Source organism: Ruegeria sp. CE12 (genome assembly GCF_056537525.1).
In genome coordinates this window covers 105,746-130,066 of sequence record NZ_JBQFRS010000002.1, presented here as the reverse complement: position 1 = coordinate 130,066, position 24,321 = coordinate 105,746, and the positions used below count along the sequence as shown (strand labels likewise).

Below are 24,321 nucleotides of genomic sequence, written 5' to 3'. Positions count from 1 at the left end.
CCATGGCGCATAGCACCGAACCGCCGCTTTCGTTTTCATGTGATTGCGGTGGTTTGCGTGGCCAGATTACCGGCCCCGGTGTAACAGCGGGAACCCATTGCGCCTGTTTCTGTCATGATTGCCGCGCAGCACAGCTTTACTTCAATCAACCAGATCCCGTACCGGGACCAGTGGATGTTTTCCAGATGAGCCCTGAGGAGGTTCAATTCACTGAAGGCGCAGAAAACCTAGCGCTTATGCAGCTTAGCCCCAACGGTATGTTTCGTTGGTACGCAAAATGCTGCAATGCACCGCTGGCGACGACGCCAGGAACTCCAAAATTTCCGTTCGCCAGCTTTATCGTGAAACGGATTGCAGACACTGACCGTCTGGGGCCTGTCACCACTCGCGGATTTGTGCCGCGACCAAATGGAAAGCAAAAACACGAAAAGCTGCAATATGCGGCATTCGGATTGTCCAAACGGTTACTGAAGTCCTGGCTCACAGGCAGCTGGCGACAAACCCCGTTCTTCAACCTCACAACTGGCGAGCCTGCCGTAGCCCCTCATGTTATTACGCTCGAAGAACGCGCAGGTCTTTACGACTAGAACATCTTGAGTGGCGATTGCAGCCAACGTGCAAGCGCTTCGTTCACGGTTTCGGGCGTTTCCAAAGTTGGCAGATGTCCGGCATCGTCGATGACTTGCAGCTCTGCACCTGGGATCAAATCAGCCATAAACGCATGTTTTCGAACCGGAGTCAGTGTGTCATGCGCCCCGCACAATACAAGTGTCGGGGCTTTGATCTTGCGCAGTGTTCCTTGCTGATCAGGGCGGCGTTGCAGCGCCCGCATCTGACGTACGAACAATTCGGGCCCCAGTTCCATGGCCGTTTTCAACAAATCATTCAGGATGGGAATTCGTTGTGGACCGGGGGCCAGCGTGTCAGAGCCTACAACCTTGCGCATAACCTCTTCCAGTCGTCCTGCCTGTGCACCCACAATCAGGTCTTCGCGTGCCGCAGCGATTTGTGGTGTATCCGACTGAGCATCTGTTGCCATCAAACACAGCCGGGTTATGCGGTCTGGCGCTCGACGGATCAATTCCAGCGCAACGACACCGCCCATGCTAAGGCCGGCCAAGGCAAACCTGTGAGGAAGTTGGTCCAATAATCCCGAAGCGATTTCTTCGATCCGGTCACCCGCAGAAACAGGCGCAACAGTGACTGCCCTGTCACGCGAAAGCGCTTCTGTCTGGGCACGAAACAGCCGAGCATCACACATTAAACCAGGCAACAAAACCAGCGGCTCGATCACGCGGGGCCTCCATCTTCTCGGAGCTCCGAGGGTTCTCAATTTCTATCAGGATGGGAGTTTCCCCTCCGGCAATCAAGCAAAAGTTCAGGGGTATTGAATGCCCCGGAACTGAGGAAAATCCGCATAGCGCGACTGTCGGGAGGTCAGGCTTTCCTCTGGCTCTTCCCCAACGCGCAACAGGCTACCACGCGGGGCTATATAGCTGTCGATCCGACGTAGGGGCCTGGGTCTCCACACCAGATTGAATGCGCACAGTTTTGGGAAAAACCAGATCTCTGAGTAATCCAGATGGTCGTGCATCCACCACGCCAGGTCGCGCCAATCCCGGCCATCGGCGTATTGATCCGCAAACCAAGGAACGACGATGGATGCACCGGCAATACGGGCGTCGCCTTCACCCAGATCCCAGATATGACACTCAAGCGGATTATCGTTGCGAGCGCAATTCAGCTTATTTTCGTTTCCGAACTGATTGAGCGATGGCGAACGATAACCTGATCTCACTGCAATCCGGCCAAAGGTCTCTTCCAAAGGATCCAGCAACGTCTCGCAAAAGGCGCGACCAGTCTCGATCGCAAGATCGGGATTTTCAGGGAGATTCTGCTTCTGATGAAAATTTGCTATTTCAGAGTACAGAAAGTCCCGCATGAAAAAATGCCGGGACAAGCGTATGCGGCCAAGGTTCTCGAGGCTCCACATACTGCCCGGCTTACGCATCTTCAGTACCCGTTCCAGCGAAAGGCGCCATCTGGCCCGAGCTTCGAAAACGGATTGAACGCGATTTCCCAGATCGTTCCATCAGGTGCACGGAAGTACCCATGATGCCCACCCCAGAAAACATCTGAGGCCTGTTTGAGTACCTCTGCCCCAGAGGTTTCGGCCTTACTCAGCACTTGCGCGACGTCTTCTTTTGTCCGGCAATTATAACTGAGAGTTAGCGCGCCCTGCCCTAGAGTGCCAACATCGATCCCGATTTCATCGGCCAATGCCGATAACGGGTATAGGCCCAATGTCTGACCGATCAGATCAAATGCAATCACACCATCCGGGCTATCAACTCTCTGCCAGCCCAGTTGTTCATAAAACCCGGCTGCAGTTTCGGGATCATCGACACCAACGGTAATCAGGCTGACACGTTGCTCCATCACTCGACTCCCTGCTCTTTCAACCAGGCCAGTATGCCTGCAACAGCGGCGTCGGTTTGCCTCGGGGACATAAGGCGCCCGGCGATCACATGTGAAGACGGATCATCCTCTGGCCCCATTGTGACCAACTCCACGGCGACAGGCGCGCCCCATGCCGCGGCCACATTGTGGGTCAGATCGGGTCGTACAACCTGATCATCGTCCGAAAACCAAAACAGCGCCGGAACCTGCGCATCAGAGAAATCGAGCGCATAAACTGTTTCGACCAAGGCGGTCATGGGAACCACTGCCTCCCACGGATAAACCGACGACCAATACTTGTTCTTTTCCGGATCAGGGCCGGAAACATCACGGACTTCGCCCATCAAAAGGGGCAGCCAGTCTCTCGCCCAGGGCAATCCCGGTATCCATGCCCCCGGCGCGTTGACGCCAAAGTTCGGGGAAACAAAGACCATTCCGGCGATATTCTCGCTAAGCTCTGGGTTCAGAGCGGCAGCTGCGACCAAAGTTCCACCTGTCGATGTCGAGATAACGACGACTTTTTCACCTACTGCTCGCGCTGCGGCCAATCCTTCTGCCAAATCCTGCATCCAGCCCGACGCGGTTCCTTCGGCCATAGCCTCGCCAACCCGGCCATGCCCTTGCAACCGGGTATAGACGAGATTTGCACCCAAAGCGTCCGCCACCAGATCAGGAACGGGGCGGATTTCCTCGGAAGTGGCCGAGAAACCGTGTACATAGAGGACGGAAACCGGTGTGCGTTGCTCTTTGAACCCATCCTGCCAGATGACCCGTTTTTCGACGCCGGGTGTGATGTCGTCGAACCCGGATTCGACGCTTTCAAAGTAAACCTGAACCCCTTCCCCAAATTTTCGAGGATCGAAAGTTGGGTTCAAATTCACCTCTTCCCGAGGTCCGAACCAATAGATCAGTCCACCAACGACGATCAGCGCCAGCAACAGGCGTCCAAGGAATTGACCGAAACGCCGCATTATTGTTCTCCCATCACTTCAAGAACGGCGTTTTCGATCAGCCTCAGGCATGGGCCGTCAGAAAACCGGTGATCGGCATCTTTGACAAGCAGCAGCCGCATATCCGCGCCGTTAGCATGTTCCAGCAAACGCATTGCGGTTTCAGTCGATACGGCCGTATCTGCGGTTCCCTGAAGAAACCGGACAGGAAATGGTAATTCCAGTGCGTTCCGCAGAACCAGGTTCCGACGTCCGTCTTCGATCATGCGTTTTGTGATGATGTAGGGTTCCATGTAATCCGACGGCAGTTCGACATGACCCACAGTATCCAGAGCAGCCTTCTGTTCATCTGAGAATGAAGCCCAATAACCATCTTCTGTGAAATCCGGCGCAGCGGCGATTGTCACCATTCCCGCGATGCGTTCAGGCATGGCTCGTGCCAACAGAAGGGCCTGCCATCCCCCCATTGAAGACCCCACAACGATAAGCGGTCCGTCAGTCAATGAAGCAACCGCTGCCAGCGTATCCTCATGCCAGTCACCGATGCAGCCATCTGTAAACGCATTCGAACTTTCGCCATGACCCGAGTAGTCAAAGCGCAGATAGCCTTGTCCGCGCGTCTGCGCCCATGCCTCAAGATGCACCGCCTTGGTGCCCTCCATATCCGACTTGAGCCCGCCCAGAAAAACAATGGTCGGTCCTGCGCCCTCGGTCTTATGATACGCCAGTCGCCGACCCTGCGCTGTTTCCAGAAAATCCGTCGCTGCCATGAAATCCTCTTTCTCTTTGAGGAACATCATGCACGGCAGCCCGATGGTCGCAATTCCCGATTTCCACCATCCCGCGGCGTCAGTTCAGATAGCGTTCGACACTTGACAGGTTTTGCTGCACCTGCCACATGAGCCAAACACACATAACCCGCAACCGGGCGTTCAGTGGGCGCCAAACCGACGAGGAGAGCCGATATGGCCCTGGACTCACAGTCAGTCTCCCTTACTTTTCCCGATGGCAATTCCCGATCCTATGACGCAGGTGTTACGCCCGCGCAGGTCGCTGCCGACATCTCGACCTCACTGGCCAAAAAGGCCATTTCGGCCACGGTGAATGGCAAGCACTGGGACTTGCAATGGCCCATTGAATCGGACGCGCAGATCGCCATCCACACCATGAAGGATGAGGAACAGGCGAATGAACTGATCCGCCACGATCTGGCGCACGTGATGGCGCGTGCGGTTCAGGAAATCTGGCCCGCAACCAAGGTCACCATCGGCCCTGTTATCGAAAATGGCTGGTATTACGACTTTGATCGGGAAGAGCCGTTTACGCCCGAAGATCTCGGCCTCATCGAAAAAAAGATGAAAGAGATCATCAACAAGCGTGATCCTGTCACAACCGAGATCTGGGACCGCCAGCGCGCGATCGAATTCTATAAGGCCAATAATGAGCCCTACAAAGTCGAGCTGATCGAAGCAATTCCGGGTGATGAGCCGCTTCGGATGTACTGGCACGGTCACTGGCAGGACCTTTGCCGCGGTCCGCACCTGCAGCATACCGGGCAACTGCCGGGCGACGCCTTCAAGCTGATGAGCATTGCTGGCGCCTATTGGCGTGGCGACAGCTCGCGCCCGATGTTGCAGCGTATCTACGGCGTGGCCTTTACCGGCAAGGAAAAGCTGAAAGCCCACCTTCATATGCTGGAAGAGGCCGCCAAGCGCGATCATCGCAAGCTGGGCCGCGAGATGGACCTGTTCCACATGCAGGAAGAGGCCCCCGGTCAGATTTTCTGGCATCCGAATGGGTGGAAAATCTACACCACCCTGCAGGACTACATGCGCCGGATGCAGGAGCGCGACGGCTATGTCGAGGTGAACACCCCTCAGGTCGTCGACCGCAAATTGTGGGAAGCCTCGGGTCACTGGGACAAGTATCAAGAGAACATGTTCATCGTCGAAGTGGACGAGGAGCATGCGCGCGAGAAAGCGATCAACGCGCTGAAGCCGATGAACTGCCCCTGCCACGTGCAGGTGTTCAATCAGGGCCTGAAGTCTTATCGCGACCTGCCCCTGCGCATGGCGGAATTCGGTTCTTGTAACCGCTATGAACCCTCGGGTGCCCTGCACGGGATCATGCGGGTACGCGGCTTTACCCAGGATGATGGCCACATCTTCTGTGCAGAGGAACAGATCGAATCCGAAACCGCCAAGTTCATCGCCTTTTTGTCCAAGGTCTACGCAGATCTGGGTTTCCACAACTGGACCATCAAGCTTTCCACCCGTCCAGAGAAACGCATCGGGTCGGACGAAAGCTGGGATCTGGTCGAAAAAGCTCTGGGAGATGCCTGTAAAGCCGCTGGATATGACTATGAGACTCTCGAAGGTGAAGGCGCATTCTATGGTCCAAAGCTGGAGTTTACCCTGACCGACGCAATCGGCCGGGACTGGCAGTGCGGCACCCTGCAGGTTGACCCCAACCTGCCCGAGCGTCTGGACGCCAGCTTTATCGGCGCCGATGGCGCCAAACACCGTCCGTTCATGCTGCACCGGGCAACGCTTGGCTCGTTCGAACGTTTCATCGGCATCCTGATCGAAGAACATGCTGGCAAGTTGCCTTTCTGGCTGGCTCCGCGTCAGGTTGTGGTCGCCTCGATCACGTCAGACGCCGATGAATATGTGATGGAAGTGGTTGAAACTCTCAAAGCTGCAGGCGTTCGCGCCGAGGCGGATATCCGCAACGAGAAGATCAACTACAAAGTCCGCGAGCATTCGGTCGGAAAGGTGCCGGTCATTCTGGCGGTCGGCCATCGCGAAGTTGAAGAACGCACCGTAAGTGTGCGTCGTCTCGGAGAAAAACAGACACAGGTTCAGGCACTTGATGCTGTAACAAATGAGCTGAGCACGGCAGCAACTCCGCCGGACCTTCTGTAACATTCGGCGACAAATCGCCCGAAATCCGGCCCCAAAAACGGGGCCGGATTGAAACAAATTACATTTTTCAATTCAAAAACAATTTGTTAAGCTTCAAGAGGGCATTACGCTCTTTGACGGGGTTGTGAGACACGGGCTCGTGAATTCACCTACCCCGATTAAGCTACTACCTTTGTCATTGTCACAAGCAGACATACGCAGTCATTAAAAGGATTACCGAGATGTCGAACACCGCAAAAACCCTGGTTATCGCAACTGCCGTTGCAGCAGCCGTATCGGGCGCAGCTACAACCGCAAGCGCACAAGCCAAAGAGAAATGCTATGGCGTGTCAAAAGCCGGTCAGAACGACTGCGCCGCTGGCCCCGGCACCACATGCGCCGGCACCTCGACGGTAGATTATCAGGGCAATGCATGGACTCTTGTTGATGCAGGCACCTGCGCAGATATTGAACTGCCTGCCGAAGCAAATGGCACACCGCGCAAAGGTTCATTGGAGCCGCTAGAACGCGACCTGCCGGCATAAGAGCCAGGATATGAACGAGAGGGCGGGCTATCAGATATCGCCCGCCCTCTTTGTTGCAATCGGGAAACTCGCAAATGTTGGATGATGCACTCAGGTCAAACCGTCTGCCCGCAGCACCGGGTGTTGGCTATAAACCGCAGCACTTCACGCAGATTCTTGAACATGCCAAACCGGTTGCATGGCTGGAAATTCATGCCGAAAACTACATGGGTGATGGCGGGCGTCCGCTGGCCCAGTTACGCCACCTGTCAGAACAGTTCCCGATCTCAGTTCACGGTGTAGGTTTGTCGATCGGCGGCGAAGGTTCGCTGGACTCCGATCACCTCACCCGCCTTAAACATCTCGTGGAATGGCTCAACCCAGCCAGTTTTTCCGAGCATCTGGCATGGTCCACCCATGACGCGCATTTTCTGAACGACCTGCTGCCCCTGCCCTATACGGATATGACGCTCGCCCGTGTTTGCGAACACATCGATCAGGTTCAAAACACAATCGGGCGGCAGATGCTGCTGGAGAATCCCTCCAGCTATCTGGCATTCGAAGAAAGTACCTGGTCCGAGCCTGATTTCCTGCGAGAGATCTCGCAGCGCACCGGGTGCGGTTTGTTGCTGGACGTCAACAACGTGTTTGTTTCTGCCACGAATCTGGACTACTCACCGCAGGAATACATCAACGAGTATCCGCTTGAAAAAGTCGGTGAGATTCATCTCGGCGGGCACGATGAAGACGAAGATGATCATGGGCATCCGTTGCTGATCGACAGTCACGGTCGCGAAGTGGTCGATCCGGTCTGGGTGTTGCTGGATTACGTGTTGGACCGGTCTGGCCCAAAGCCTGTTTTGATCGAATGGGATACGGATGTGCCTGACTGGCCCGTGCTGCGCGACGAAGCCGTTCGCGCACAGGCAGCGCTGGATCGGGTGCCGGCATGAGCGTTTCGCAGACGGAGTTTCGAGCGGCCCTTCTGGATGCAGCGAAACCCGTTCCTGACGGTCTGCTGGATGCGTCAGCGCAACCTGCGGGTCGTCGATTCAGCGTTTATCGCAACAACGTGGCCGTTTCCCTGACCGAAGCGATGCATCAGGCCTTTCCGGTCATCACCAAGCTGCTGGGGCCGCAGAACATGGATGGGCTGGCGGGCCTGTTCCTGCGTCAACACCCACCGTCATCGCCACTGATGATGTTCTATGGTGAGGAGTTTCCGGAGTTTCTATCGGGGATGGAACAGCTCTCGCATCTGGGATACCTGCCCGACGTTGCACGGCTTGAGTTGGCTATACGTGAATCCTATCACGCCGCGGATAGTCAACCGATTGACGCCGACGCACTTGCAGTATCACCTGAAGATCTGATGCAGGCGAAATTGGGATTTGCCCCATCGATGCGCGTGCTGAAATCGGCTTGGCCAGTGCATGCAATCTGGCGCTTCAACAACGATCCTGATGCCCCACAGCCCGAGCCTGGCGCACAGGACGTGTTGGTCACTCGCCCGGAATACGACCCAACACCACAGCTTTTACCCCCCGGTGGCGCAGATTGGATTTCCGGAATTCAGTCAGGACAAACCATTGGCGAAGCTTTTGAAATCACCACTGCCGAGATCCCCGACTTTGACCTCGGAACCACTCTGGCCCTGCTGTTGCAGGGTGCCGCAATAACTTCTGTGACTATCGAAAGGCTGGACACATGACTGCCCTGATCTCTTTTCACAACAGCGCACTCGGAAAGTTGGATCATGCTTCCAACTGGCTGACGCCGACACTGGCGCGGCTGGTGTTTGTCGCGGTCTTGTTGGTCTACTACTGGAATTCCGCCACTCTTAAGATCGACGGCTCGATCTTTTCGCCTTCGGCTGGCGCATTTGGTCAGATCTTTCCAAAAGCAGCAGAGGCGGTTCTGTACGACGTGTCTCAGATGACCTTGTATCAGCGTATTGTCATTTTCCTCGGCACAGTGGCCGAGTTTGTTTTGCCTGCACTACTGCTGGTCGGTTTGCTGACACGACTGGCAGCTGTAGGCATGATTGGCTTTGTCTGGGTTCAGACGCTGGTCGATGTCAATGGACATGGCATCAAGCTGGGTAGCCTGTTCGACAACGCAATCACTCTGATGGATCAGCGTGTCATGTGGACCTTCCTGTTCCTCGTGATCGCGATCAATGGCGCAGGTCCAATCTCGCTGGACCGGCTTCTGCGCCTCAAATGATCTAGAAATGTGCCTTGGGTTCGTCAGGTTTTCCTGCGGCGATCCCAAGGACCCCGGCCACGCCGGCAAATGCGATCGGGAACATGGTAAACACACCAAATCCGAACGCGTAGTACATCCCTGCAGCCGACACCAATAACAAAATGCCCGCGATCAATGCGCGGGCGTGCGCCATTGCGCCCCCGGCGATGGCAAGCAGCGGGGCGATTATTGATGCCGCCTGAATCAGCTCGGGATCCTTGACCTGCTCGGCCACGCCTTCAATCTCACCAAAGTGCTTAATGGCTTCGACATAACCATATCCGAAAAAGCCAACGATCATGCCGACTAGGCCGGCGATGACGCCCAAAATCATGGTCGCATTACGCATTCAGTGTCTCCGCTGCTAAGACCAACCAGATAAGCACTCTGCTACGCGACACCAAGTCCCGCACGTGTCTCAGGGGTCCAGCCAAGAAACAACTCTCCGTCCCGGTCGATCAATGGGCGTTTCATCAGAGCCGGGTGATCTTTCACAAGTTCAAGCACGGGGCGAGAGCGCTCTTCTTCGGCCAAACCACGCCAGGTTGTCGAGCGTGTGTTGAGCAAAGCTTCGCCGAAGCGCTCATAAGCTTGCGACAGCACAGAATCAGGAACTCCCTGCGTCCTGACGTCGATCAATTCCACATCTTGAAGTGATTTCAATGCCTTACGGCATGTATCGCAGTTTTTGAGCCCGTAAAGGTCCATATTCTCATTTCTCTCGCTTGTGCAATAAAATCGGGCAAAACTATGAGCTTACCCCAGTTATTCTTGATTTTTTACTTCACCGTGCAATGTTGAAAAAGGCGAAACACGCAATTCTGACTGTATCGCGTTAGCGAAACCGTCATGCGTTGCGATTACGTCAGCCTCTGCCCCGGCAATTATTTTGGGGCGACTTGAAAGTAGAAGGAGACACGGGAAATGCCAACCGGCACCGTGAAGTGGTTTAATACGACCAAAGGCTATGGTTTTATTGCTCCTGATGAAGGGGGCAAAGATGTGTTTGTTCATATCTCGGCCGTAGAACGATCCGGTCTGACCGGACTCGCTGACAATCAGAAAGTCTCGTACGAGTTGCAGGACGGACGTGACGGCCGCCAGATGGCGGCAGATTTGAAGCCGCTTTAATGCGATCCCGCTTCGGTGGGTAAATCAAAGAAGGTTAACGGCCAATTATCGGCCGTTAACCACACATCAGGCAACTGCGCTACCCTCGTGCCGGATCCGTTTTGGCATGAGTGGTCCAGTTTTCGCCCATTGCAACGATGCAGGATGTTCCAGTGGCGTAGGTCATGACCAGCGTCCAGTCGCCTCGTTCGCTGGTCCAGACTTCCATAATCTGTTCAGGCCCGCGGATACCGGATGCCATTTGCTGTGACCCAAACTGGCGGGAGAGCTTTTCGTGCATTCGGCCCGTCGGCTCGCAAATCACTTCGGCGATGGGGGATTTTGCATGAACAGGCGCTACAAGAAGCATGCTCAGGCAAAATGCTCGGCTGAAAACAGAACTGGTCATGGAACCAATGTAACAGTTCCACGACAAATGTATAGACAATCGATATGCGTTTTGCCTGATTAGCCTTCGCGGATGACGGCTTCGAACTCACGCCATTCGCGTGCCGTCATACCCGAGTTTTCCTGCGTGACAGCTTCACCTTTCAGCATACGACGCAGCGCCTCGACCATTTGCGCCGACAGATTGACCGCGCCAAGGCGATAATCTTCAAACGCTTTGTAAGCAAATGGTACCCAGTCAGCCACGATCCGGCACATGGTCTCAGCATAAATCCGGATTTCGTACTGCGCGTGCGGATCAGCCCGCAAACGCAAGAAGTGAAACAGGTTGTGCAGATCAACCTTCCAATACCACTGCGTATATACATTGGCGGGCAGGTTCATGCGTGCCAGTTCACGGGCAAGGCCCTGCTGGCCGTCCTGGCTGATCATGGCCTCATAGTTGTCGTAGCAACGAGTGCTGTCAGCTTTGAGGATTTCCAGAACGCGCGCGGCTTCTTCACCCTCAAGGGCTGATCCCCTGCCCTGATTGTTCACCTCAGACTGTGCGGCGACGTGTTCGGGTGCCGGGATATAGAATTCACGGTCAAGGATCGAATACCGCGCGGAGTATTCGTTCACATTGGCAGTACGGTGCCGGATCCACTGGCGCGCGACAAATACCGGAAGTTTGACGTGCAGCTTGACCTCGCACATCTCAAACGGCGTCGAATGCCAATGGCGCATGAGGTAGCGGATCAGCCCTTCGTCGTTCTGAACCGACTTGGTGCCCTTACCGTAGGAAACACGCGCGGCTTGGCAGATAGCGGCATCATCTCCCATGTAGTCGATTACACGAACGAAACCGTGATCCAGTACCTGGTGCGCCGTATACAGGTGCTCTTCCATGCCCGAGGCCACCACGCGGCGTGTTGATTGCGATTGCGCGCGTTGCGCCTCGATCTCGGCCAGTTGGTCGGAAGACAGCGGCATGAAAACATCCTCTCCTGTAATGAGTCGCCCACCACTATATCTCGGCCTCACCACCACCGGAACCGCGATATCAAGGGGTTTGGGTTCATTTTCACACAAATATGTGGATAAGCAATTCTTCGTGTCCCCCTCGACACGCCAAGTCAGCGCGCTAATCTGCGCTCAAACACGAATAACGAAAGGAAAGCCGCGATGGGCCTGACCTATCTTCACACCATGGTCCGCGTGAAGGATCTGGAGAAATCCATAGCGTTTTATGAGTTGCTGGGGCTGAAAGAAACGCGTCGTTATGAAAGTGAGGCCGCTCGGTTTACACTGGTTTTTCTCGCACCTCCCGGGCAAGAGGACGCGCCGATTGAATTGACCTACAACTGGGATGGCGACGATGCGCTGCCCAGTGACAGCCGACATTTCGGGCATCTGGCCTATGGCGTCGATAACATCTACGAGGTCTGTCAGCACCTTCAGGACAACGGTATCGTGATCAACCGACCACCGCGTGATGGGCGCATGGCCTTTGTCCGCTCACCTGACAATATCTCGGTCGAACTGCTGCAGAATGGTGAGGCGCTTGAACCTGCCGAACCCTGGGCAAGCATGGAAAGCACTGGTCACTGGTAATCCGCTGGCTGATATCACTGGGGCTGGCCTGTCTGGGCAGCCCTGTCTGGGCGGCCCAGTGCCGCCTCGCTTTGGCGCTTGCGATGGACATCTCGACCTCTGTCGATGCGACCGAAGATACTCTGCAACGTCAGGGGCTGGCGGCTGCGCTACTCGCACCCGAGGTTCAGGAAGCCTTCTTCTCTTCTCCAATGCCAGTTGCGCTTGCGGTGTATGAATGGAGCGGCCGAACGACTCAAAGAGTAATCCTGAGCTGGAAACTCATTGAGCGGCCCCCCGACCTGCTCGCCGCTTCGACACAAATCGCAAATTCAGTGCGTTCAGACAGCGGTTCCGCTACTGCGATGGGATACGCAATGGCGTTTGGTGCATCGCTGATGGAAGAGGCACCAAACTGCTTGTTCCAAACCATCGATGTATCTGGTGACGGCTCGAACAATGATGGTTACGGTCCCCGGATAGCCTACAAGCACTTTCCGTTTGAGAACATCATCGTCAACGGGCTTGTTATCAATGCAGCCGATTTTGAAGGTGAGCTGTATCTGATCCCGTTTTACGAAAACAACGTCCTGCACGGCCCCGGCGCATTTTTGGAGATCGCCTCCGGGTTTGAGGATTTCGAAAGAGCAATGCGGCGCAAGCTCGAACGCGAACTTCGACCACGGCTCGAGATCGGAGCACTGCATACGGGCGTTCTCGAGTGAACCGTTTACTGCCCATCCTGCTATGCTTGCTTGCCAGCCCGCTGACGGCCCAGTGCAGGCAAGCGTTGGCATTGGGACTAGACGTTTCGGGTTCGGTTGATAGCAGGGAATACCGGTTGCAGCTTGACGGGCTGGCCGCAGCGCTCCGCCAATCCGAGGTTGAGCAACTCATATTGTCTAATCCTGCCGCGCCTGTTCGTCTGTTCATCTACGAATGGAGTGAAACAGTGCATCAAAGGGTATTGGTGGATTGGACGGAAATTCGCGCAGCCTCAGACTTACAGAGGATAAGTCAACGTCTGGCAAACACCGACCGATCCTCGGCCCCGCAGGGCACCGCGGTTGGATCGGCGATGCTTTTTGGGGCTCAGCAACTGAACAATCAGTCAGCCTGCTGGAAACGAACCCTAGATTTGTCCGGAGACGGCAAACACAATCTCGGCCCGCATCCACGCGAAGTCAAAGGCATGCTGAGCAGCTCGGGCATCACCATCAACGGCTTGGTCATCGGTGCCGACGACCCCAGCAGTGGCGACAAACGCTATGTTCAGATCGGAGAGCTGTCCGCATACTATAACGCCTGGGTCATTCTTGGGCCGGACGCTTTCGTCGAGGTCGCGTTAGGCTTTGAAGCTTACGAAGACGCTATGGCCCGCAAATTGATCCGTGAATTGGAAGGGCTGACCTTATCCATGGCAACACCGCCCAATTCGCCTTGACTAATAGATGTAGCGGATCTGATCCGTCCAATAGCGTTCGACACGGCGAAGCGAACTCGTGATATCCTCGATGCCTTCGACGCCAATGACACCGCGACTTTGCAGGCCCTCTGCATGTCGGGCAAACAACTCTGAAACGATATCCCGGATCTCTCGTCCACGCGGCGTGAGCCGGACCCGGACCGAGCGGCGGTCAATTTCACACCGCTGATGGTGCATGTAGCCCATTTCGACCAGCTTCTTCAGATTGTAGCTCACGTTACTGCCCTGATAGTAGCCACGGCTTTTCAGTTCGCCGGCAGTAACCTCGTGGTCCCCGATATTGAATAACAAGAGTGCCTGCACTGCATTGATTTCCAACACACCAACGCGCTCAAATTCATCCTTGATGACGTCCAGCAGCAATCGATGCAGGCGCTCGACCAGCGCCAACGCTTCAAGATAGCTGGTCATGAACACTTTGGCCCCCGGCGCGGAGACCTGCACTTCCATACTCATCCGATCCTCCGATTCACTCGCGCTGTTCGGGGTAGGATGGCGCCAATTTCCGAAAAATCGGTTAAGCTAGTTTTTCTTTATTTTTGAAAGGTCTGGGCGATATCTGCGATCAATACAGAAAATGCTTCTGGCGGCTCAACTTGGCCCGTAACCCACTGGTACAGATCCTGATCGTTCTCATGCAGCAATGCGTCATAGTTATCCAGACCCGCCTGATCCATTGAGGGCAGATTGCGGTCAGCATAGGCGGATAGGATCAGATCCATTTCCTTGATCCCGCGCCGCATCGAGCGCATCTTCATGCGCTTTATTCTTACATCGCGAGGCTCGGTCACTGACCTTGCTCCAACATCAGACGAACCTTCTTCTCCAGTCGAGCAGCGCGTTCTGCACTGGCCCGCATTTCCCCGCGAATAGCGCGCAGTTCAGCAACGATACCGGACAATTCCAGATTTCCCTGATCGGGTTCACCGGGGGCATCCATTCCCTCGCCCTCGCCAGTCAAAAGCCACATGATCGAGACATTCACCATACCCGCCATCATCGACAGCCGGTTTGCTCGTGGCTCGGACAGATCGTTTTCCCACGCTGCAATCGTGGTCTTTTTAACCCCGATACGACGCGCCAGATCGGCTTGTGTCATACCCGCCGCCTCGCGTGCGCCTGCCAGTCGATCCCCGAAGGTTGCAGCGTCCGGTCCGAACCAGTCGTTTTCATCACTCATCGGGGTCTCCAATTCTCTTTTTCATATCGCTTGATCGTCATTCGGGCGCACCCTATGACAGACGGGTTGAACATACAAACCGAGGCCGCCCATGAGTTTCCTGTCTGCGACACTGTCGCGCGTCAAACCCTCGCCCACCATCGCAATGACAGCAAAAGCAGCTGAGTTAAAGGCAGCTGGCCGCGACGTCATTGGCCTGAGCGCAGGTGAGCCGGATTTTGATACGCCTCAGAACATTAAGGATGCAGCGGTCGCGGCGATCGCGGCGGGAAAAACCAAATACACCGCACCGGACGGAATTCCTGAGCTGAAGCAGGCTGCTTGCGCCAAGATGAAGCGCGACCACGGCCTGGATTACACTCCCGCACAGATTTCGGTCGGTACAGGCGGCAAGCAGACACTCTACAATGCGTTGATGGCGACGATGAATGAAGGGGATGAGGTAGTCATCCCTGCGCCCTACTGGGTCAGCTATCCGGACATGGTTCTGCTTGCAGGTGGCACGCCCGTGATCGCCGAGACCTCTTTGCAGACCAATTTCAAACTGACCGCTGATCAGCTTGAAGCAGCGATCACGCCCAAAACGAAGTGGTTTATCTTCAATTCACCGTCGAACCCGACCGGTGCGGGCTACAGCCGGGAGGAATTGAAGGAACTGACCGACGTTCTGATGCGCCACCCTCATGTCTGGATCATGTCCGACGACATGTATGAACACCTCGCCTATGACGGATTCGAGTTCTGCACCCCTGCCGAAATTGAACCGGCTTTGTATGACCGCACACTCACCTGCAATGGCGTATCGAAAGCCTATGCCATGACCGGCTGGCGGATCGGCTACGCGGCAGGTCCAGTAGAGATCATCGCGGCTATGCGCAAAATACAGTCGCAGTCCACGTCGAACCCCTGTTCGGTCAGCCAGTGGGCAGCGGTTGAAGCGCTGAATGGCACTCAGGAATTTCTGGCGCCGAACAACGAAATGTTCAAACGGCGCCGCGATCTTGTCGTGAGTATGCTGAATGAAATTGACGGCATATCCTGCCCTACTCCTGAAGGTGCATTCTATGTTTATCCGTCTATTGCCGGGCTGATTGGCAAGACGACACCCGCAGGTACAGTTATCGAGAATGACGAGGTCTTTGCTACAGCCCTGCTGGAGGAGGCAGATGTCGCCGTTGTCTTCGGTGCAGCTTTCGGCCTGTCGCCGAATTTCCGGGTTAGCTACGCGACCTCGGACGAAGCACTCAAAGAAGCCTGCACGCGCATCCAACGTTTCTGTGCTGCACTGACCTGATCGGAGGCGAACCCATGTCGACAGAGCTGCCTGAATACTATTTTCGAGTACGCGAAAACGGCGCAGTGGTTTTTCGTATCGACACCGAAAACCGCCAGCGCCGCATCGAGATGGATCAGATCGCAGTCATCAACATCCGCAATGGCGAAGTCAAACCGCACGGACAGCGTACACTGTCCGAGGCGGACAAAGCCGAGATCGCAAGATGGATGGAAAACCGCAAAGCCCTGCTGGAGCAGCGGGAAATCGATGATATCCACAGGGCGGTGGATTACCTGAACCTGACCACCCAATGGGCACAGTCAAAGGCGACCGAAGAACAATTGGAAGACGTTACCGACCGTCTATTGATGGCAATGCACGATCTGCGGTCGGTTTTAGTACGGAAAAAGGCAGACCGGCTTAGCAAGGACTAAGCCGGTCTTCATTATTCAGCTGGCACGCCCACTTCCCGAACAGAGCGCAGCCAGAAACGCGCCATCAAAAGTACAGCGGCACAGGCAAGGCCCAGCACGAGGCCCAGCCAAACGCCGATCCCATCCATACCCTGCATGAAGCCAAAATAGTACGAGGCCGGGATACCAACCACCCAGTAGCTGAGCGCCGCGATGACCATGGGAATCTTTGCGTCCTGCAAACCGCGCAGCAGACCCAGCGCGATGACCTGCGCCCCATCGACAAGCTGGAACAAAGCCGCCATCGCCAACAGCCCGGTGCCGATTGCCAGTATCTGAGGCCTTTGCGGATCATCCGCCTCCATGAACAGCGAAATTAACTGTTCGGCACAGGTGAGGAACAAAAGGATTGTGATCGCTGACATCACAAGGGACATGCCTGTCACCGCAATTGCACCTTTCTCGAGATGCGCCCGGTCGCGGCGGCCCAATGCGTTACCCGCACGGATGGTAGCCACATTTGATAGCCCCAGATGAACCATGAATGTGGCAGAAGCCAGATTGAGTGCGATACCATGCGCCGCAAGTGGTACCTGACCCAGCCAGCCCATCATGACCGCGGAAGTCGCAAACAAGGTCACCTCGGCAAGAGTGGTCAGACCGATCGGAACGCCCAGCTTAAGCACGCTCCAGAACATTTCCCAATCCGGGCGCCAGAAACGTTGGAAAAGGCTGTGCTCGGGCAGCACGCGAACGGCATATATCACAACCGCGATCAGTGAGACGAGCTGCGTCACGACTGAGGCAATCGCTGCACCGATCACACCCATCTCAGGCGCGCCCCAGTTGCCGAAAATCAGCGCATAGTTCGTGACGCCGTTCACTACCGCGGCAACCACGGTAATCCACAGAACGATCTGCGTCCGCTCCAGCGCAGCCAGGTAGGATTTCAGTACCATCACAATCAACGCCGGAAACAAGCCCCAGCCAGCAACGCGTAAATATTGTGAAGCTGTTTCAGCCACCTGCGGCTCCTGCTTCAGGGCAATCAAGATTGGGTACGACCACCACAACATCGGCATCATGAGCGTCGCATAAATCAGAGATAGCCACAGACCCATGCGGGTCGAGCGACGGATGCTGGTCTCATCCTCTTCCGCAGCCGCAGTGGCCACCATCGGCATCACTGCCCAGCCGAAGCCGGCGCCAAAGAGGAACAGAACAAAGTAGTAGCTGCTTGCCAGAGTGACTGAAGCCAGCGCCTCGACCCCGTACCAGCCGAGCATGACCGTATCGGTTAGGCCGATAGCAAACTGCGCCAGGTGCCCGCCTATCAGCGGCAAGCCGAGGATCGCGATAGCCTTGAAGTGGTCGGGATATGTCATCACTTTGCTCATCCCGCCAGCCTTATGCCCGGCCCGGTTTTGGGGCAAGAGCGGATTAAAGAAATTTCAAAGTGAGACACCGGTGATAGACTGGAACGAGTTGCAGGAGCCATCCATGTCCGAACCGTTTGCCAACCTTGTTTCAGACACCCGCGTCTTTCTCAGTGAACTGTCCGCAAACAATAACCGGGATTGGTTTGTCGATCACAAATCCCGCTATGAAGCTGATCTGAAAGGCCCTGCGCTGGGTTTGCTGGATGCGTTCTCACAACAGATCAGTGGATGCACCGGCACAAAATTGTTCCGCCCCCAAAGAGATGTGCGGTTTTCCAAGGATAAAACGCCGTACCACACGCATCTGCACATGGCTTGGTGGCTCCCAGTTAAATCGTCACTGCAAGTCGGTTTCTTTTTCGGGATTTCACCCAGCTACACACGAATCGGCGGCGGTGCGATGGAGTTTGATAAATCTGGTCTCACAGCTTGGCGAGATGCAGTCGGCGGCACAACCGGCGACACGCTGGCAACTGTGCTAACCGACCTTGCCAATCAAGGATTTGAACAGTCTGAGCCGGAACTTAAACGCGTTCCGGCCCCGTTTGAGAAGGATCATCCACATGGTGATTTGTTGCGGTGCAAATCAGTCACCCTTTGGCGAGACCTGCCCGAGGGTGACATTACGAAACCGATCACCGCATTGACGAACACCTATCAGTCCCTCGAAGGGTTTCTGGAGATGTTGCAGACGGATATCTGACGGCTCAGTTGCCTTGTGCTTCAGGATGAAGCGTTGTGCCCAGAATGTGCTCGGAACGCTGAATCACATGGTGCGCTTGCCCGACAATCAATGGATCCGGTTCTCCTACAATCCTGTGATCCTTATCAGGGTAGTCCAATGTAGAAAGGAAGTGGCGCATACAATTCAGGCGCGCGCGTTTCTTGTCATTCGATTTCACGATGGTCCAGGGCGCATCGGCCGTGTCAGTATAGAAGAACATCGCCTCTTTCGCCTCGGTGTAATCGTCCCATTTGTTCAGGCTGGCTTTGTCGATCGGTGAAAGCTTCCACTGTTTCAGCGGATCAGTCTCGCGGCTCTTAAAGCGTCGCTGCTGCTCAGTTTGTGTGACCGAGAACCAATATTTGTAAAGCTGAATGCCTGACCGAACGAGCATCCGCTCCAACTCGGGCGTCTGACGCATGAACTCAAGATACTCGTTGGGCGAACAGAACCCCATCACCCGCTCGACACCGGCGCGATTGTACCAGGAGCGGTCGTAGAACACCATTTCCCCAACTGTGGGCAGTTCCTGAATGTACCGCTGATAGTACCATTGACCTTTTTCTTCCCAGGTTGGCTTGTTCAGCGCTACAACTCTCGCCTGACGTGGGTTCAAGTGCTCCATGAAACGTTTGATCGTTCCACCCTTGCCTGCAGCATCGCGCCCCTCAAACAACAGAACGAACCGCTGACCCGTCTCCTGCGCCCATAGCTGAACTTTTAGAAGCTCTGCCTGCAGCTGCGCCTTCTGTTCTTCATAGACCGAGCGCGCCATTTTCTTACCATAAGGGTACTTACCGCTCTCAAACGCCTGACGGATTTTCTCCGGGCTGGGTACGGCAACATCGGTTTGAGAGCTCGATACAACTTTGATCGGGGTTGGTTCTTGGTTGGTCTGGGCCACTGCTTCCATTCACTTGTCTCCTCGGTTTCATTGTTCTGAGCAAGGGGCTAGCAGTTTCGATCCAATCGCGCTTTGATTGGGGTCAAATAGATGACTTTAAGTGTAACCAATGCCTCTGATATCTCACCTGAAAGGGCGTCAGGATGAAATCCAGCGCAATAAAACTGAACGATCAGCCTTTTTACATCAGAAGCTGGGGACAGACGGGCAACCCTGCCCTGCTCATGCTCCACGGTTTCCCCGAGTTTGGCGGTGCCTGGGGTGATCTTGCCCCACATCTGGCTTCGCATTTTCACTGCATAGCACCGGATCAGCGCGGCTATGGGCAAAGCTGGGCACCCAAAGGCGTCGAAAACTATACCCTTTCACGGCTTGTGTCAGACATGGTCGCTCTGATCGAGACTATCGATGCTCCAGTCATGGTGATGGGACACGACTGGGGCGCTTCAGTCGCTTACGGGCTGGCGATGTTCCGGCCAGATTTGGTAAGCCAACTGATCATTGCGAATGGCGTCCATCCTGTGCCGTTCCAGCGCGCGATGGCAGCAGGAGGCGCACAGTCCAGTGCATCGCAATACATCAACCAACTCAGGGCACCCGATGCCGCGGAACATTTATCGGCCGACAACTTCGCCAAACTGGAACGATTCTTTCGTTATGGGATGGGCCTTGATTGGCTATCCGAAGAACGAATGGAGGAGTATCGGGTTGAATGGGCACGCCCCGGACGTCTGGAGGCGATGCTGAACTGGTATCGCGCCTCACCCCTTCTGGTGGCAGAGCCGGGAAACCCGCTCACGGATTTGCCCGAACTACCGGTTGATCGGCTCAAGGTCGCCTGCCCTCATCTGCTGATCTGGGGTGAAGACGACAAGGCACTGCTGCCAGAGTCGACCGAAGGGCTCGAAGAATTTGCGGCCGATCTGACACGTGTTTCAGTTCCGAATACGGATCATTGGCTTCTCCACCAAAAACCCGAGATTGTCGCAAAAACCATATTGGATTGGCTTAACGCACGCTGATTGCAGAAGATCAGCTATGCCCCCAGTCATCTGGATTCCCTGAATTGTTTGGTGACAAGCCCAGCACGTCTCCTTCGGTTGAACAGCCCAGACCCAGAACCGTTCGGTTTGCATAAGAAAAATAGGCGCAGACCTGATTAATCTCCAGAATTTCACCGTCATCCCAGCCCGCATCCCGAAGCGCTACAATGTCATTCTCGACAATTCCGGCGGGTGTTTCCGTTAGCTTCTGTGCATAGCGCATCGCCGCAATCTGCGCCCCATCCAACGGAGCAGAGCCCGGGTTCCGCGCCTCAATCGCCGCACGGATTGCATTGCCCTTGGCTTCATCGCCCAACAACCGCTGCAACCCCTGAAAATGATGTTCTACGCAGTAAGCGCAGCTATTCAGCGAACTGACCCAGACCCCAAGCGTTTCCAGAAACCACTTGGGAACCTTGTTACCTGAATGATGAAGCACGTTCTTATACAATGCCATGTGACCTTCCATCGAATGCGGTCGCAGCGAGTGCGCCATCATGATGTTGTCCACATTGTTGTCAGGGCCGGTCACCCGTTCGTACAGTTTCTTCAGTTTACCGGTCGCCTCTTCGAACGGTACAGTCCTGATCCAGCTCATTTTTCCTGTCCCTCCCTCTCCGGCGGTCAGATGAGCGCAACCCGAGGCAATATGCAACCCGAGCTGTCAGGATAGTTTTTCCACAACACCTCGCGTCCCCCTTCCCCCGACACACATCACCTGCCATAATGGGGGAAACCTAAAAACAAGAGCAGCACCCATGCCCGACGACCTGTTGACGCCCAGCGCCACCGCTACATATGACGCCTCTTCAATCGAGGTGCTTGAAGGTCTGGAACCGGTCCGCAAACGCCCCGGTATGTATATCGGCGGCACAGACGAGCGTGCGCTGCATCACATGGTCGCCGAGATCCTCGATAACTCAATGGACGAAGCGGTCGCCGGCCATGCCAACCGGATCGAGGTTGAGCTGCATGCCGACTACGCCCTGACGGTGCGCGACAACGGGCGCGGCATTCCAATCGATCCACACCCAAAGTTCCCGGACAAATCGGCGCTTGAGGTGATCCTTTGTACCCTACACGCAGGGGGCAAATTCTCAGGCAAAGCGTATCAGACCTCGGGCGGTCTGCACGGCGTGGGTGCGTCCGTTGTCAACGCCCTGTCAGATTCGATGGTCGTTCAGGTGGCTCGCGACAAGCAACTGTTCGAACAACGGTTCTCGCGCGGTATCCCTCTGGGTCCTGTCGAAAAGGTGGGCGCTGCCCCCAACCGGCGCGGCACCATGGTGACTTTCCACGCGGATGAGGAAATCTTTGGCCATCACCGGTTCAAACCTGCGCGGCTGTTCAAATCCATCCGTTCTAAGGCCTACCTGTTCTCAGGCGTCGAAATCCGCTGGAAATCCCACATCGACGACGGCGAAACCCCGACCGAGGCGACATTCCACTTCCCCGGCGGCCTGTCGGATTACCTGAAGGAGACGATGAACGGCTCCTCCACCTATGCCGAGCAGCCTTTTGCCGGAACCGTGGATTTTCAGGAAAAGTTCAACACTCCCGGCAAGGTCGAATGGGCGATCAACTGGACGCCCTCGCGCGACGGGTTCATTCAATCCTACTGTAACACCGTCCCCACCCCAGAAGGCGGCACCCACGTCGCGGGCTTCTGGGCTGCGGTTCTCAAAGGGATCAAAGCCTATGGCGAGTTGATCAACAACAAGAAGGCCGCGCAGATCACCCGTGATGACCTGATGACCGGCGGCTGTGCTCTGGTCTCGTGTTTCATCAGTGAACCGGAATTTGTGGGCCAGACCAAAGACCGTCTGGCCACGGTCGAGGCACAGCGGCTGGTCGAGAATTCGGTCCGCGACCACTTCGATAACTGGCTGGCCGCGGACACGAAATCCGCCGGCGCCATTCTGGACTTCCTCATCCTGCGGGCTGAGGAACGCCTGCGCCGACGGGCCGAGAAGGAAACACAACGCAAGTCCGCCACTAAAAAACTTCGTCTCCCCGGCAAGCTGGTGGACTGTTCTAGTTCAACACGCGACGGCACGGAATTATTCATCGTCGAGGGCGACTCGGCGGGTGGTTCCGCCAAAATGGGTCGGGACCGCAAGACACAGGCCCTGCTGCCCCTGCGTGGCAAGATCCTGAACGTACTGGGCGCGGCCAGTTCGAAACTGGGCACCAATGCCGAGATCAACGACCTGACCCAAGCGCTGGGCGTGGGGCTTGGCACCAAGTTCAACGTCGACGATCTGCGCTATGACAAGATCATCATCATGACCGACGCGGATGTGGACGGGGCGCATATCGCTTCTCTGCTGATGACGTTCTTCTTCACCCAGATGCGCCCGATGATCGACGCGGGCCACCTGTATCTGGCCTGCCCGCCCCTCTACCGCCTGACCCAAGGCGCCAAGCGAGTCTACTGCCTGGATGAGGCCGAGCGGGACGAGTGGCTTGAGAAAGGTCTGGGCGGCAAGGGCAAGATTGACGTTTCCCGCTTCAAGGGTCTGGGCGAAATGGACGCCAAGGACCTGAAAGAGACCACTATGGACCCCAAATCCCGGAAATTGATCCGGGTCACTATCGACGAGGACGAACCCGGCGAAACCGGGGATCTGGTCGAGCGCCTAATGGGCAAGAAACCCGAACTGCGATTCCAGTACATTCAGGAGAACGCGCGGTTTGTGGAGGAGTTGGATGTTTGAAAAGGGTCACCTTTGAATCCAAACAAACCCAAAGCAATTTGGAACGACAAGAGTATCAACATACGGTTGTTTGGATTCTGCACCGTGTTGGAATTGATCTAGTAGCGTTTTCTTTGTCGCCAAAGTGCACGAAAGCTGAGCTACAGCAAATCAAGGTCGCAACGGCATTGATTATTTCTGCCTGTTCGACGGCCGAGGCAGCAGCGAAGTTCAATGAAGAACTCTCTATCCTTACAAAGCACTCACTTCTTTTAGCACGGACTTTCTACGAAACATGCTTGAACGCTGCTTATACATTGTCGGACGCAGGCCAGATAGCTGAAAGAGCTGAATTGTATTCAGCATATCGTTTGTTCAAAGACCAAACCCAAGTTCTAAAGACTGAATCCAAAACAGAGGTGCTCCACTTTTCACCGCGAATTGGAAGGGATGATGCATTCGTAAAACGTGCAATCGAGTACTTTGAAAAAGGTGATGGCAAAAAGAGCAAGAAGTGCTTCCAAGATGATAGAAGCGGCATGATTGCTAAGGTTGGCGACGTTTCTAAGTCGGCTCAAATTCTGTTTCATGGAGCAGAAACAGCCGGTTATCAATTTGCTTCCGAAATATCGCACGGTTCTCTCTACGCACATCAAAAGTCAAACGAAAGTCATGACTACGGTTGGGATCCGGAGCAAATATCATTTCTTACCACGAACTTGATAATTCATAGCAGCGAAGCTCTCGCTAGAGTTATTGCCGAAAAGTTCCCCAATATTGGAAATGCGACACACCTAATTTCTGCAGCTGGCCTATATTATCAGGCCGAGGCACAAGAGCTGTCATCAGAACTTTCGGATTTCTACGCGAAATAAGTGATCAACGAGCGTAAGATTGGTGCTCGCACCCATCAAGTTCCGCGCGTCCAGATGGGCGTAAACAACCATCCTCCCTGATCATAAGACTCGCGCTCGCCTATGTGGACG

The 24,321-nt window shown here is 55.3% G+C and carries 31 protein-coding genes; 16 read left to right on the top strand and 15 right to left on the bottom strand.

Annotated elements, in window-relative coordinates; translation table 11 throughout:
* The first annotated feature begins 2 nt into the window (after positions 1-2).
* On the top strand, positions 3-587 hold the full coding sequence (locus tag ACR0IO_RS05455; protein ID WP_480739951.1) for a DUF6151 family protein: 585 nt from the start codon (positions 3-5) through the stop codon (positions 585-587).
* Here the strand turns inward: ACR0IO_RS05455 and ACR0IO_RS05450 are convergent.
* The 5 genes from ACR0IO_RS05450 to ACR0IO_RS05430 all read right to left on the bottom strand — a co-directional run bounded on the left by ACR0IO_RS05450 (position 584) and on the right by ACR0IO_RS05430 (position 4,180).
* Entirely contained in the window at positions 584-1,294 is a 711-nt protein-coding gene (locus ACR0IO_RS05450; protein ID WP_170335191.1) for an alpha/beta fold hydrolase, read from the bottom strand. The genes ACR0IO_RS05455 and ACR0IO_RS05450 overlap by 4 nt on opposite strands.
* Before the next feature lie 84 nt (positions 1,295-1,378).
* Positions 1,379-1,993, bottom strand: a complete 615-nt coding sequence (locus tag ACR0IO_RS05445) for a hypothetical protein (RefSeq protein ID WP_480740842.1) — start codon at positions 1,991-1,993, stop codon at positions 1,379-1,381.
* A gap of 20 nt (positions 1,994-2,013) precedes the next feature.
* Positions 2,014-2,439 (bottom strand): VOC family protein, encoded by a 426-nt coding sequence (locus tag ACR0IO_RS05440; RefSeq protein WP_480739948.1) that lies wholly within the window; start codon positions 2,437-2,439, stop codon positions 2,014-2,016.
* Entirely contained in the window at positions 2,439-3,431 is a 993-nt protein-coding gene (locus tag ACR0IO_RS05435; protein WP_480739947.1) for an alpha/beta hydrolase, read from the bottom strand. The genes ACR0IO_RS05440 and ACR0IO_RS05435 overlap by 1 nt, the downstream gene beginning before the upstream one ends.
* Complete coding sequence (locus ACR0IO_RS05430; protein ID WP_480740840.1) at positions 3,431-4,180, bottom strand: alpha/beta fold hydrolase; 750 nt, start codon at positions 4,178-4,180, stop codon at positions 3,431-3,433. Before ACR0IO_RS05430 ends, ACR0IO_RS05435 begins: the two co-directional genes overlap by 1 nt.
* A gap of 195 nt (positions 4,181-4,375) precedes the next feature.
* On the opposite strand from ACR0IO_RS05430, the gene thrS reads away from it, so the two are divergent.
* From thrS to ACR0IO_RS05405, 5 genes are all read left to right on the top strand, one after another.
* A complete protein-coding gene (thrS, locus tag ACR0IO_RS05425; protein WP_480739945.1) occupies positions 4,376-6,334 on the top strand; it encodes a threonine--tRNA ligase in 1,959 nt (652 codons plus the stop codon).
* A gap of 221 nt (positions 6,335-6,555) precedes the next feature.
* A complete protein-coding gene (locus ACR0IO_RS05420) occupies positions 6,556-6,858 on the top strand; it encodes a BufA1 family periplasmic bufferin-type metallophore (protein ID WP_155151572.1) in 303 nt (100 codons plus the stop codon).
* A gap of 74 nt (positions 6,859-6,932) precedes the next feature.
* Positions 6,933-7,790, top strand: coding sequence for an MNIO family bufferin maturase (bufB, locus tag ACR0IO_RS05415; RefSeq protein ID WP_480739944.1), 858 nt, complete (start codon positions 6,933-6,935; stop codon positions 7,788-7,790).
* Positions 7,787-8,548, top strand: coding sequence for an HvfC/BufC N-terminal domain-containing protein (locus tag ACR0IO_RS05410; protein WP_480739942.1), 762 nt, complete (start codon positions 7,787-7,789; stop codon positions 8,546-8,548). Before bufB ends, ACR0IO_RS05410 begins: the two co-directional genes overlap by 4 nt.
* On the top strand, positions 8,545-9,063 hold the full coding sequence (locus ACR0IO_RS05405) for a hypothetical protein (protein ID WP_480739941.1): 519 nt from the start codon (positions 8,545-8,547) through the stop codon (positions 9,061-9,063). The genes ACR0IO_RS05410 and ACR0IO_RS05405 overlap by 4 nt, the downstream gene beginning before the upstream one ends.
* Position 9,064: 1 nt before the next feature.
* Here the strand turns inward: ACR0IO_RS05405 and ACR0IO_RS05400 are convergent, their stop codons facing one another.
* On the bottom strand, positions 9,065-9,433 hold the full coding sequence (locus tag ACR0IO_RS05400) for a hypothetical protein (RefSeq protein ID WP_155151584.1): 369 nt from the start codon (positions 9,431-9,433) through the stop codon (positions 9,065-9,067).
* Between the two features lie 41 nt (positions 9,434-9,474).
* The gene (locus tag ACR0IO_RS05395) at positions 9,475-9,792 is read right to left on the bottom strand and encodes an ArsC/Spx/MgsR family protein (protein WP_480739939.1); all 318 of its coding nucleotides are present in this window, start codon (positions 9,790-9,792) and stop codon (positions 9,475-9,477) included.
* A 216-nt stretch (positions 9,793-10,008) separates the two neighbouring features.
* On the opposite strand from ACR0IO_RS05395, the gene ACR0IO_RS05390 reads away from it, so the two are divergent.
* Entirely contained in the window at positions 10,009-10,215 is a 207-nt protein-coding gene (locus tag ACR0IO_RS05390; protein WP_008758035.1) for a cold-shock protein, read from the top strand.
* A gap of 79 nt (positions 10,216-10,294) precedes the next feature.
* Here ACR0IO_RS05390 and ACR0IO_RS05385 read toward each other — a convergent pair whose 3' ends face one another.
* Positions 10,295-10,603, bottom strand: a complete 309-nt coding sequence (locus ACR0IO_RS05385; RefSeq protein ID WP_480739937.1) for a hypothetical protein — start codon at positions 10,601-10,603, stop codon at positions 10,295-10,297.
* Positions 10,604-10,662: 59 nt separating this feature from the next.
* Positions 10,663-11,574, bottom strand: coding sequence for an FAD-dependent thymidylate synthase (thyX, locus tag ACR0IO_RS05380; protein WP_155151590.1), 912 nt, complete (start codon positions 11,572-11,574; stop codon positions 10,663-10,665).
* A 192-nt stretch (positions 11,575-11,766) separates the two neighbouring features.
* On the opposite strand from thyX, the gene ACR0IO_RS05375 reads away from it, so the two are divergent.
* The 3 genes from ACR0IO_RS05375 to ACR0IO_RS05365 are packed head-to-tail and all read left to right on the top strand — an operon-like array spanning position 11,767 to position 13,618.
* Positions 11,767-12,195 (top strand): VOC family protein, encoded by a 429-nt coding sequence (locus tag ACR0IO_RS05375; RefSeq protein ID WP_155151593.1) that lies wholly within the window; start codon positions 11,767-11,769, stop codon positions 12,193-12,195.
* Positions 12,189-12,899, top strand: coding sequence for a DUF1194 domain-containing protein (locus ACR0IO_RS05370; RefSeq protein WP_480740838.1), 711 nt, complete (start codon positions 12,189-12,191; stop codon positions 12,897-12,899). Before ACR0IO_RS05375 ends, ACR0IO_RS05370 begins: the two co-directional genes overlap by 7 nt.
* The gene (locus ACR0IO_RS05365) at positions 12,896-13,618 is read left to right on the top strand and encodes a DUF1194 domain-containing protein (RefSeq protein ID WP_480739934.1); all 723 of its coding nucleotides are present in this window, start codon (positions 12,896-12,898) and stop codon (positions 13,616-13,618) included. The genes ACR0IO_RS05370 and ACR0IO_RS05365 overlap by 4 nt, the downstream gene beginning before the upstream one ends.
* Here ACR0IO_RS05365 and ACR0IO_RS05360 read toward each other — a convergent pair whose 3' ends face one another.
* The 3 genes from ACR0IO_RS05360 to ACR0IO_RS05350 form a co-directional block, all read right to left on the bottom strand.
* Positions 13,619-14,116 (bottom strand): MarR family winged helix-turn-helix transcriptional regulator, encoded by a 498-nt coding sequence (locus ACR0IO_RS05360; RefSeq protein WP_209016443.1) that lies wholly within the window; start codon positions 14,114-14,116, stop codon positions 13,619-13,621.
* Between the two features lie 77 nt (positions 14,117-14,193).
* A complete protein-coding gene (locus ACR0IO_RS05355) occupies positions 14,194-14,451 on the bottom strand; it encodes a succinate dehydrogenase assembly factor 2 (RefSeq protein WP_367646972.1) in 258 nt (85 codons plus the stop codon).
* Entirely contained in the window at positions 14,448-14,840 is a 393-nt protein-coding gene (locus ACR0IO_RS05350; RefSeq protein WP_155151597.1) for a helix-turn-helix domain-containing protein, read from the bottom strand. The genes ACR0IO_RS05355 and ACR0IO_RS05350 overlap by 4 nt, the downstream gene beginning before the upstream one ends.
* 91 nt (positions 14,841-14,931) lie before the next feature.
* Here ACR0IO_RS05350 and ACR0IO_RS05345 point away from each other — a divergent pair, with 91 nt between their 5' ends.
* On the top strand, positions 14,932-16,134 hold the full coding sequence (locus ACR0IO_RS05345; protein ID WP_480739931.1) for a pyridoxal phosphate-dependent aminotransferase: 1,203 nt from the start codon (positions 14,932-14,934) through the stop codon (positions 16,132-16,134).
* A 14-nt stretch (positions 16,135-16,148) separates the two neighbouring features.
* Complete coding sequence (locus ACR0IO_RS05340; RefSeq protein WP_170335215.1) at positions 16,149-16,550, top strand: hypothetical protein; 402 nt, start codon at positions 16,149-16,151, stop codon at positions 16,548-16,550.
* 11 nt (positions 16,551-16,561) lie between these two features.
* Here the strand turns inward: ACR0IO_RS05340 and ACR0IO_RS05335 are convergent, their stop codons facing one another.
* A complete protein-coding gene (locus ACR0IO_RS05335) occupies positions 16,562-17,926 on the bottom strand; it encodes an MATE family efflux transporter (protein ID WP_480739928.1) in 1,365 nt (454 codons plus the stop codon).
* A gap of 103 nt (positions 17,927-18,029) precedes the next feature.
* Between ACR0IO_RS05335 and ACR0IO_RS05330 the strand changes: the two genes are divergently transcribed.
* The gene (locus tag ACR0IO_RS05330; RefSeq protein WP_480739925.1) at positions 18,030-18,671 is read left to right on the top strand and encodes a TIGR02453 family protein; all 642 of its coding nucleotides are present in this window, start codon (positions 18,030-18,032) and stop codon (positions 18,669-18,671) included.
* A 4-nt stretch (positions 18,672-18,675) separates the two neighbouring features.
* On the opposite strand, the gene ppk2 is transcribed toward ACR0IO_RS05330, so the two are convergent.
* On the bottom strand, positions 18,676-19,605 hold the full coding sequence (ppk2, locus tag ACR0IO_RS05325; protein ID WP_480739923.1) for a polyphosphate kinase 2: 930 nt from the start codon (positions 19,603-19,605) through the stop codon (positions 18,676-18,678).
* Between the two features lie 134 nt (positions 19,606-19,739).
* Here ppk2 and ACR0IO_RS05320 point away from each other — a divergent pair, with 134 nt between their 5' ends.
* Positions 19,740-20,618, top strand: coding sequence for an alpha/beta fold hydrolase (locus ACR0IO_RS05320; RefSeq protein ID WP_480739921.1), 879 nt, complete (start codon positions 19,740-19,742; stop codon positions 20,616-20,618).
* Positions 20,619-20,628: 10 nt separating this feature from the next.
* Here the strand turns inward: ACR0IO_RS05320 and ACR0IO_RS05315 are convergent, their stop codons facing one another.
* The gene (locus ACR0IO_RS05315) at positions 20,629-21,237 is read right to left on the bottom strand and encodes a carboxymuconolactone decarboxylase family protein (RefSeq protein ID WP_480739919.1); all 609 of its coding nucleotides are present in this window, start codon (positions 21,235-21,237) and stop codon (positions 20,629-20,631) included.
* A gap of 160 nt (positions 21,238-21,397) precedes the next feature.
* Between ACR0IO_RS05315 and parE the strand changes: the two genes are divergently transcribed.
* Complete coding sequence (gene parE, locus ACR0IO_RS05310) at positions 21,398-23,356, top strand: DNA topoisomerase IV subunit B (RefSeq protein ID WP_480739916.1); 1,959 nt, start codon at positions 21,398-21,400, stop codon at positions 23,354-23,356.
* A complete protein-coding gene (locus ACR0IO_RS05305; protein ID WP_480739914.1) occupies positions 23,353-24,210 on the top strand; it encodes a DUF5677 domain-containing protein in 858 nt (285 codons plus the stop codon). Before parE ends, ACR0IO_RS05305 begins: the two co-directional genes overlap by 4 nt.
* Positions 24,211-24,321 lie beyond the last annotated feature (111 nt).

What these genes read in the sequence shown, in the direction of transcription:
- ACR0IO_RS05330 (WP_480739925.1), top strand. Translation starts at nt 18,030, where the DNA reads ATGTCCGAACCGTTTGCCAACCTTGTTTCAGACACCCGCGTCTTTCTC.
- ACR0IO_RS05320 (WP_480739921.1), top strand. Translation starts at nt 19,740, where the DNA reads ATGAAATCCAGCGCAATAAAACTGAACGATCAGCCTTTTTACATCAGA.
- ACR0IO_RS05455 (WP_480739951.1), top strand. Translation starts at nt 3, where the DNA reads ATGGCGCATAGCACCGAACCGCCGCTTTCGTTTTCATGTGATTGCGGT.
- parE (WP_480739916.1), top strand. Translation starts at nt 21,398, where the DNA reads ATGCCCGACGACCTGTTGACGCCCAGCGCCACCGCTACATATGACGCC.
- ACR0IO_RS05315 (WP_480739919.1), bottom strand. Translation starts at nt 21,237, where the DNA reads ATGAGCTGGATCAGGACTGTACCGTTCGAAGAGGCGACCGGTAAACTG.
- thyX (WP_155151590.1), bottom strand. Translation starts at nt 11,574, where the DNA reads ATGCCGCTGTCTTCCGACCAACTGGCCGAGATCGAGGCGCAACGCGCG.
- ACR0IO_RS05345 (WP_480739931.1), top strand. Translation starts at nt 14,932, where the DNA reads ATGAGTTTCCTGTCTGCGACACTGTCGCGCGTCAAACCCTCGCCCACC.
- ppk2 (WP_480739923.1), bottom strand. Translation starts at nt 19,605, where the DNA reads ATGGAAGCAGTGGCCCAGACCAACCAAGAACCAACCCCGATCAAAGTT.
- ACR0IO_RS05445 (WP_480740842.1), bottom strand. Translation starts at nt 1,993, where the DNA reads ATGTGGAGCCTCGAGAACCTTGGCCGCATACGCTTGTCCCGGCATTTT.
- ACR0IO_RS05340 (WP_170335215.1), top strand. Translation starts at nt 16,149, where the DNA reads ATGTCGACAGAGCTGCCTGAATACTATTTTCGAGTACGCGAAAACGGC.
- ACR0IO_RS05390 (WP_008758035.1), top strand. Translation starts at nt 10,009, where the DNA reads ATGCCAACCGGCACCGTGAAGTGGTTTAATACGACCAAAGGCTATGGT.
- ACR0IO_RS05350 (WP_155151597.1), bottom strand. Translation starts at nt 14,840, where the DNA reads ATGAGTGATGAAAACGACTGGTTCGGACCGGACGCTGCAACCTTCGGG.
- ACR0IO_RS05410 (WP_480739942.1), top strand. Translation starts at nt 7,787, where the DNA reads ATGAGCGTTTCGCAGACGGAGTTTCGAGCGGCCCTTCTGGATGCAGCG.
- thrS (WP_480739945.1), top strand. Translation starts at nt 4,376, where the DNA reads ATGGCCCTGGACTCACAGTCAGTCTCCCTTACTTTTCCCGATGGCAAT.
- bufB (WP_480739944.1), top strand. Translation starts at nt 6,933, where the DNA reads ATGTTGGATGATGCACTCAGGTCAAACCGTCTGCCCGCAGCACCGGGT.
- ACR0IO_RS05385 (WP_480739937.1), bottom strand. Translation starts at nt 10,603, where the DNA reads ATGACCAGTTCTGTTTTCAGCCGAGCATTTTGCCTGAGCATGCTTCTT.
- ACR0IO_RS05360 (WP_209016443.1), bottom strand. Translation starts at nt 14,116, where the DNA reads ATGAGTATGGAAGTGCAGGTCTCCGCGCCGGGGGCCAAAGTGTTCATG.
- ACR0IO_RS05395 (WP_480739939.1), bottom strand. Translation starts at nt 9,792, where the DNA reads ATGGACCTTTACGGGCTCAAAAACTGCGATACATGCCGTAAGGCATTG.
- ACR0IO_RS05375 (WP_155151593.1), top strand. Translation starts at nt 11,767, where the DNA reads ATGGGCCTGACCTATCTTCACACCATGGTCCGCGTGAAGGATCTGGAG.
- ACR0IO_RS05400 (WP_155151584.1), bottom strand. Translation starts at nt 9,433, where the DNA reads ATGCGTAATGCGACCATGATTTTGGGCGTCATCGCCGGCCTAGTCGGC.
- ACR0IO_RS05420 (WP_155151572.1), top strand. Translation starts at nt 6,556, where the DNA reads ATGTCGAACACCGCAAAAACCCTGGTTATCGCAACTGCCGTTGCAGCA.
- ACR0IO_RS05430 (WP_480740840.1), bottom strand. Translation starts at nt 4,180, where the DNA reads ATGGCAGCGACGGATTTTCTGGAAACAGCGCAGGGTCGGCGACTGGCG.
- ACR0IO_RS05435 (WP_480739947.1), bottom strand. Translation starts at nt 3,431, where the DNA reads ATGCGGCGTTTCGGTCAATTCCTTGGACGCCTGTTGCTGGCGCTGATC.
- ACR0IO_RS05335 (WP_480739928.1), bottom strand. Translation starts at nt 17,926, where the DNA reads ATGAGCAAAGTGATGACATATCCCGACCACTTCAAGGCTATCGCGATC.
- ACR0IO_RS05440 (WP_480739948.1), bottom strand. Translation starts at nt 2,439, where the DNA reads ATGGAGCAACGTGTCAGCCTGATTACCGTTGGTGTCGATGATCCCGAA.
- ACR0IO_RS05405 (WP_480739941.1), top strand. Translation starts at nt 8,545, where the DNA reads ATGACTGCCCTGATCTCTTTTCACAACAGCGCACTCGGAAAGTTGGAT.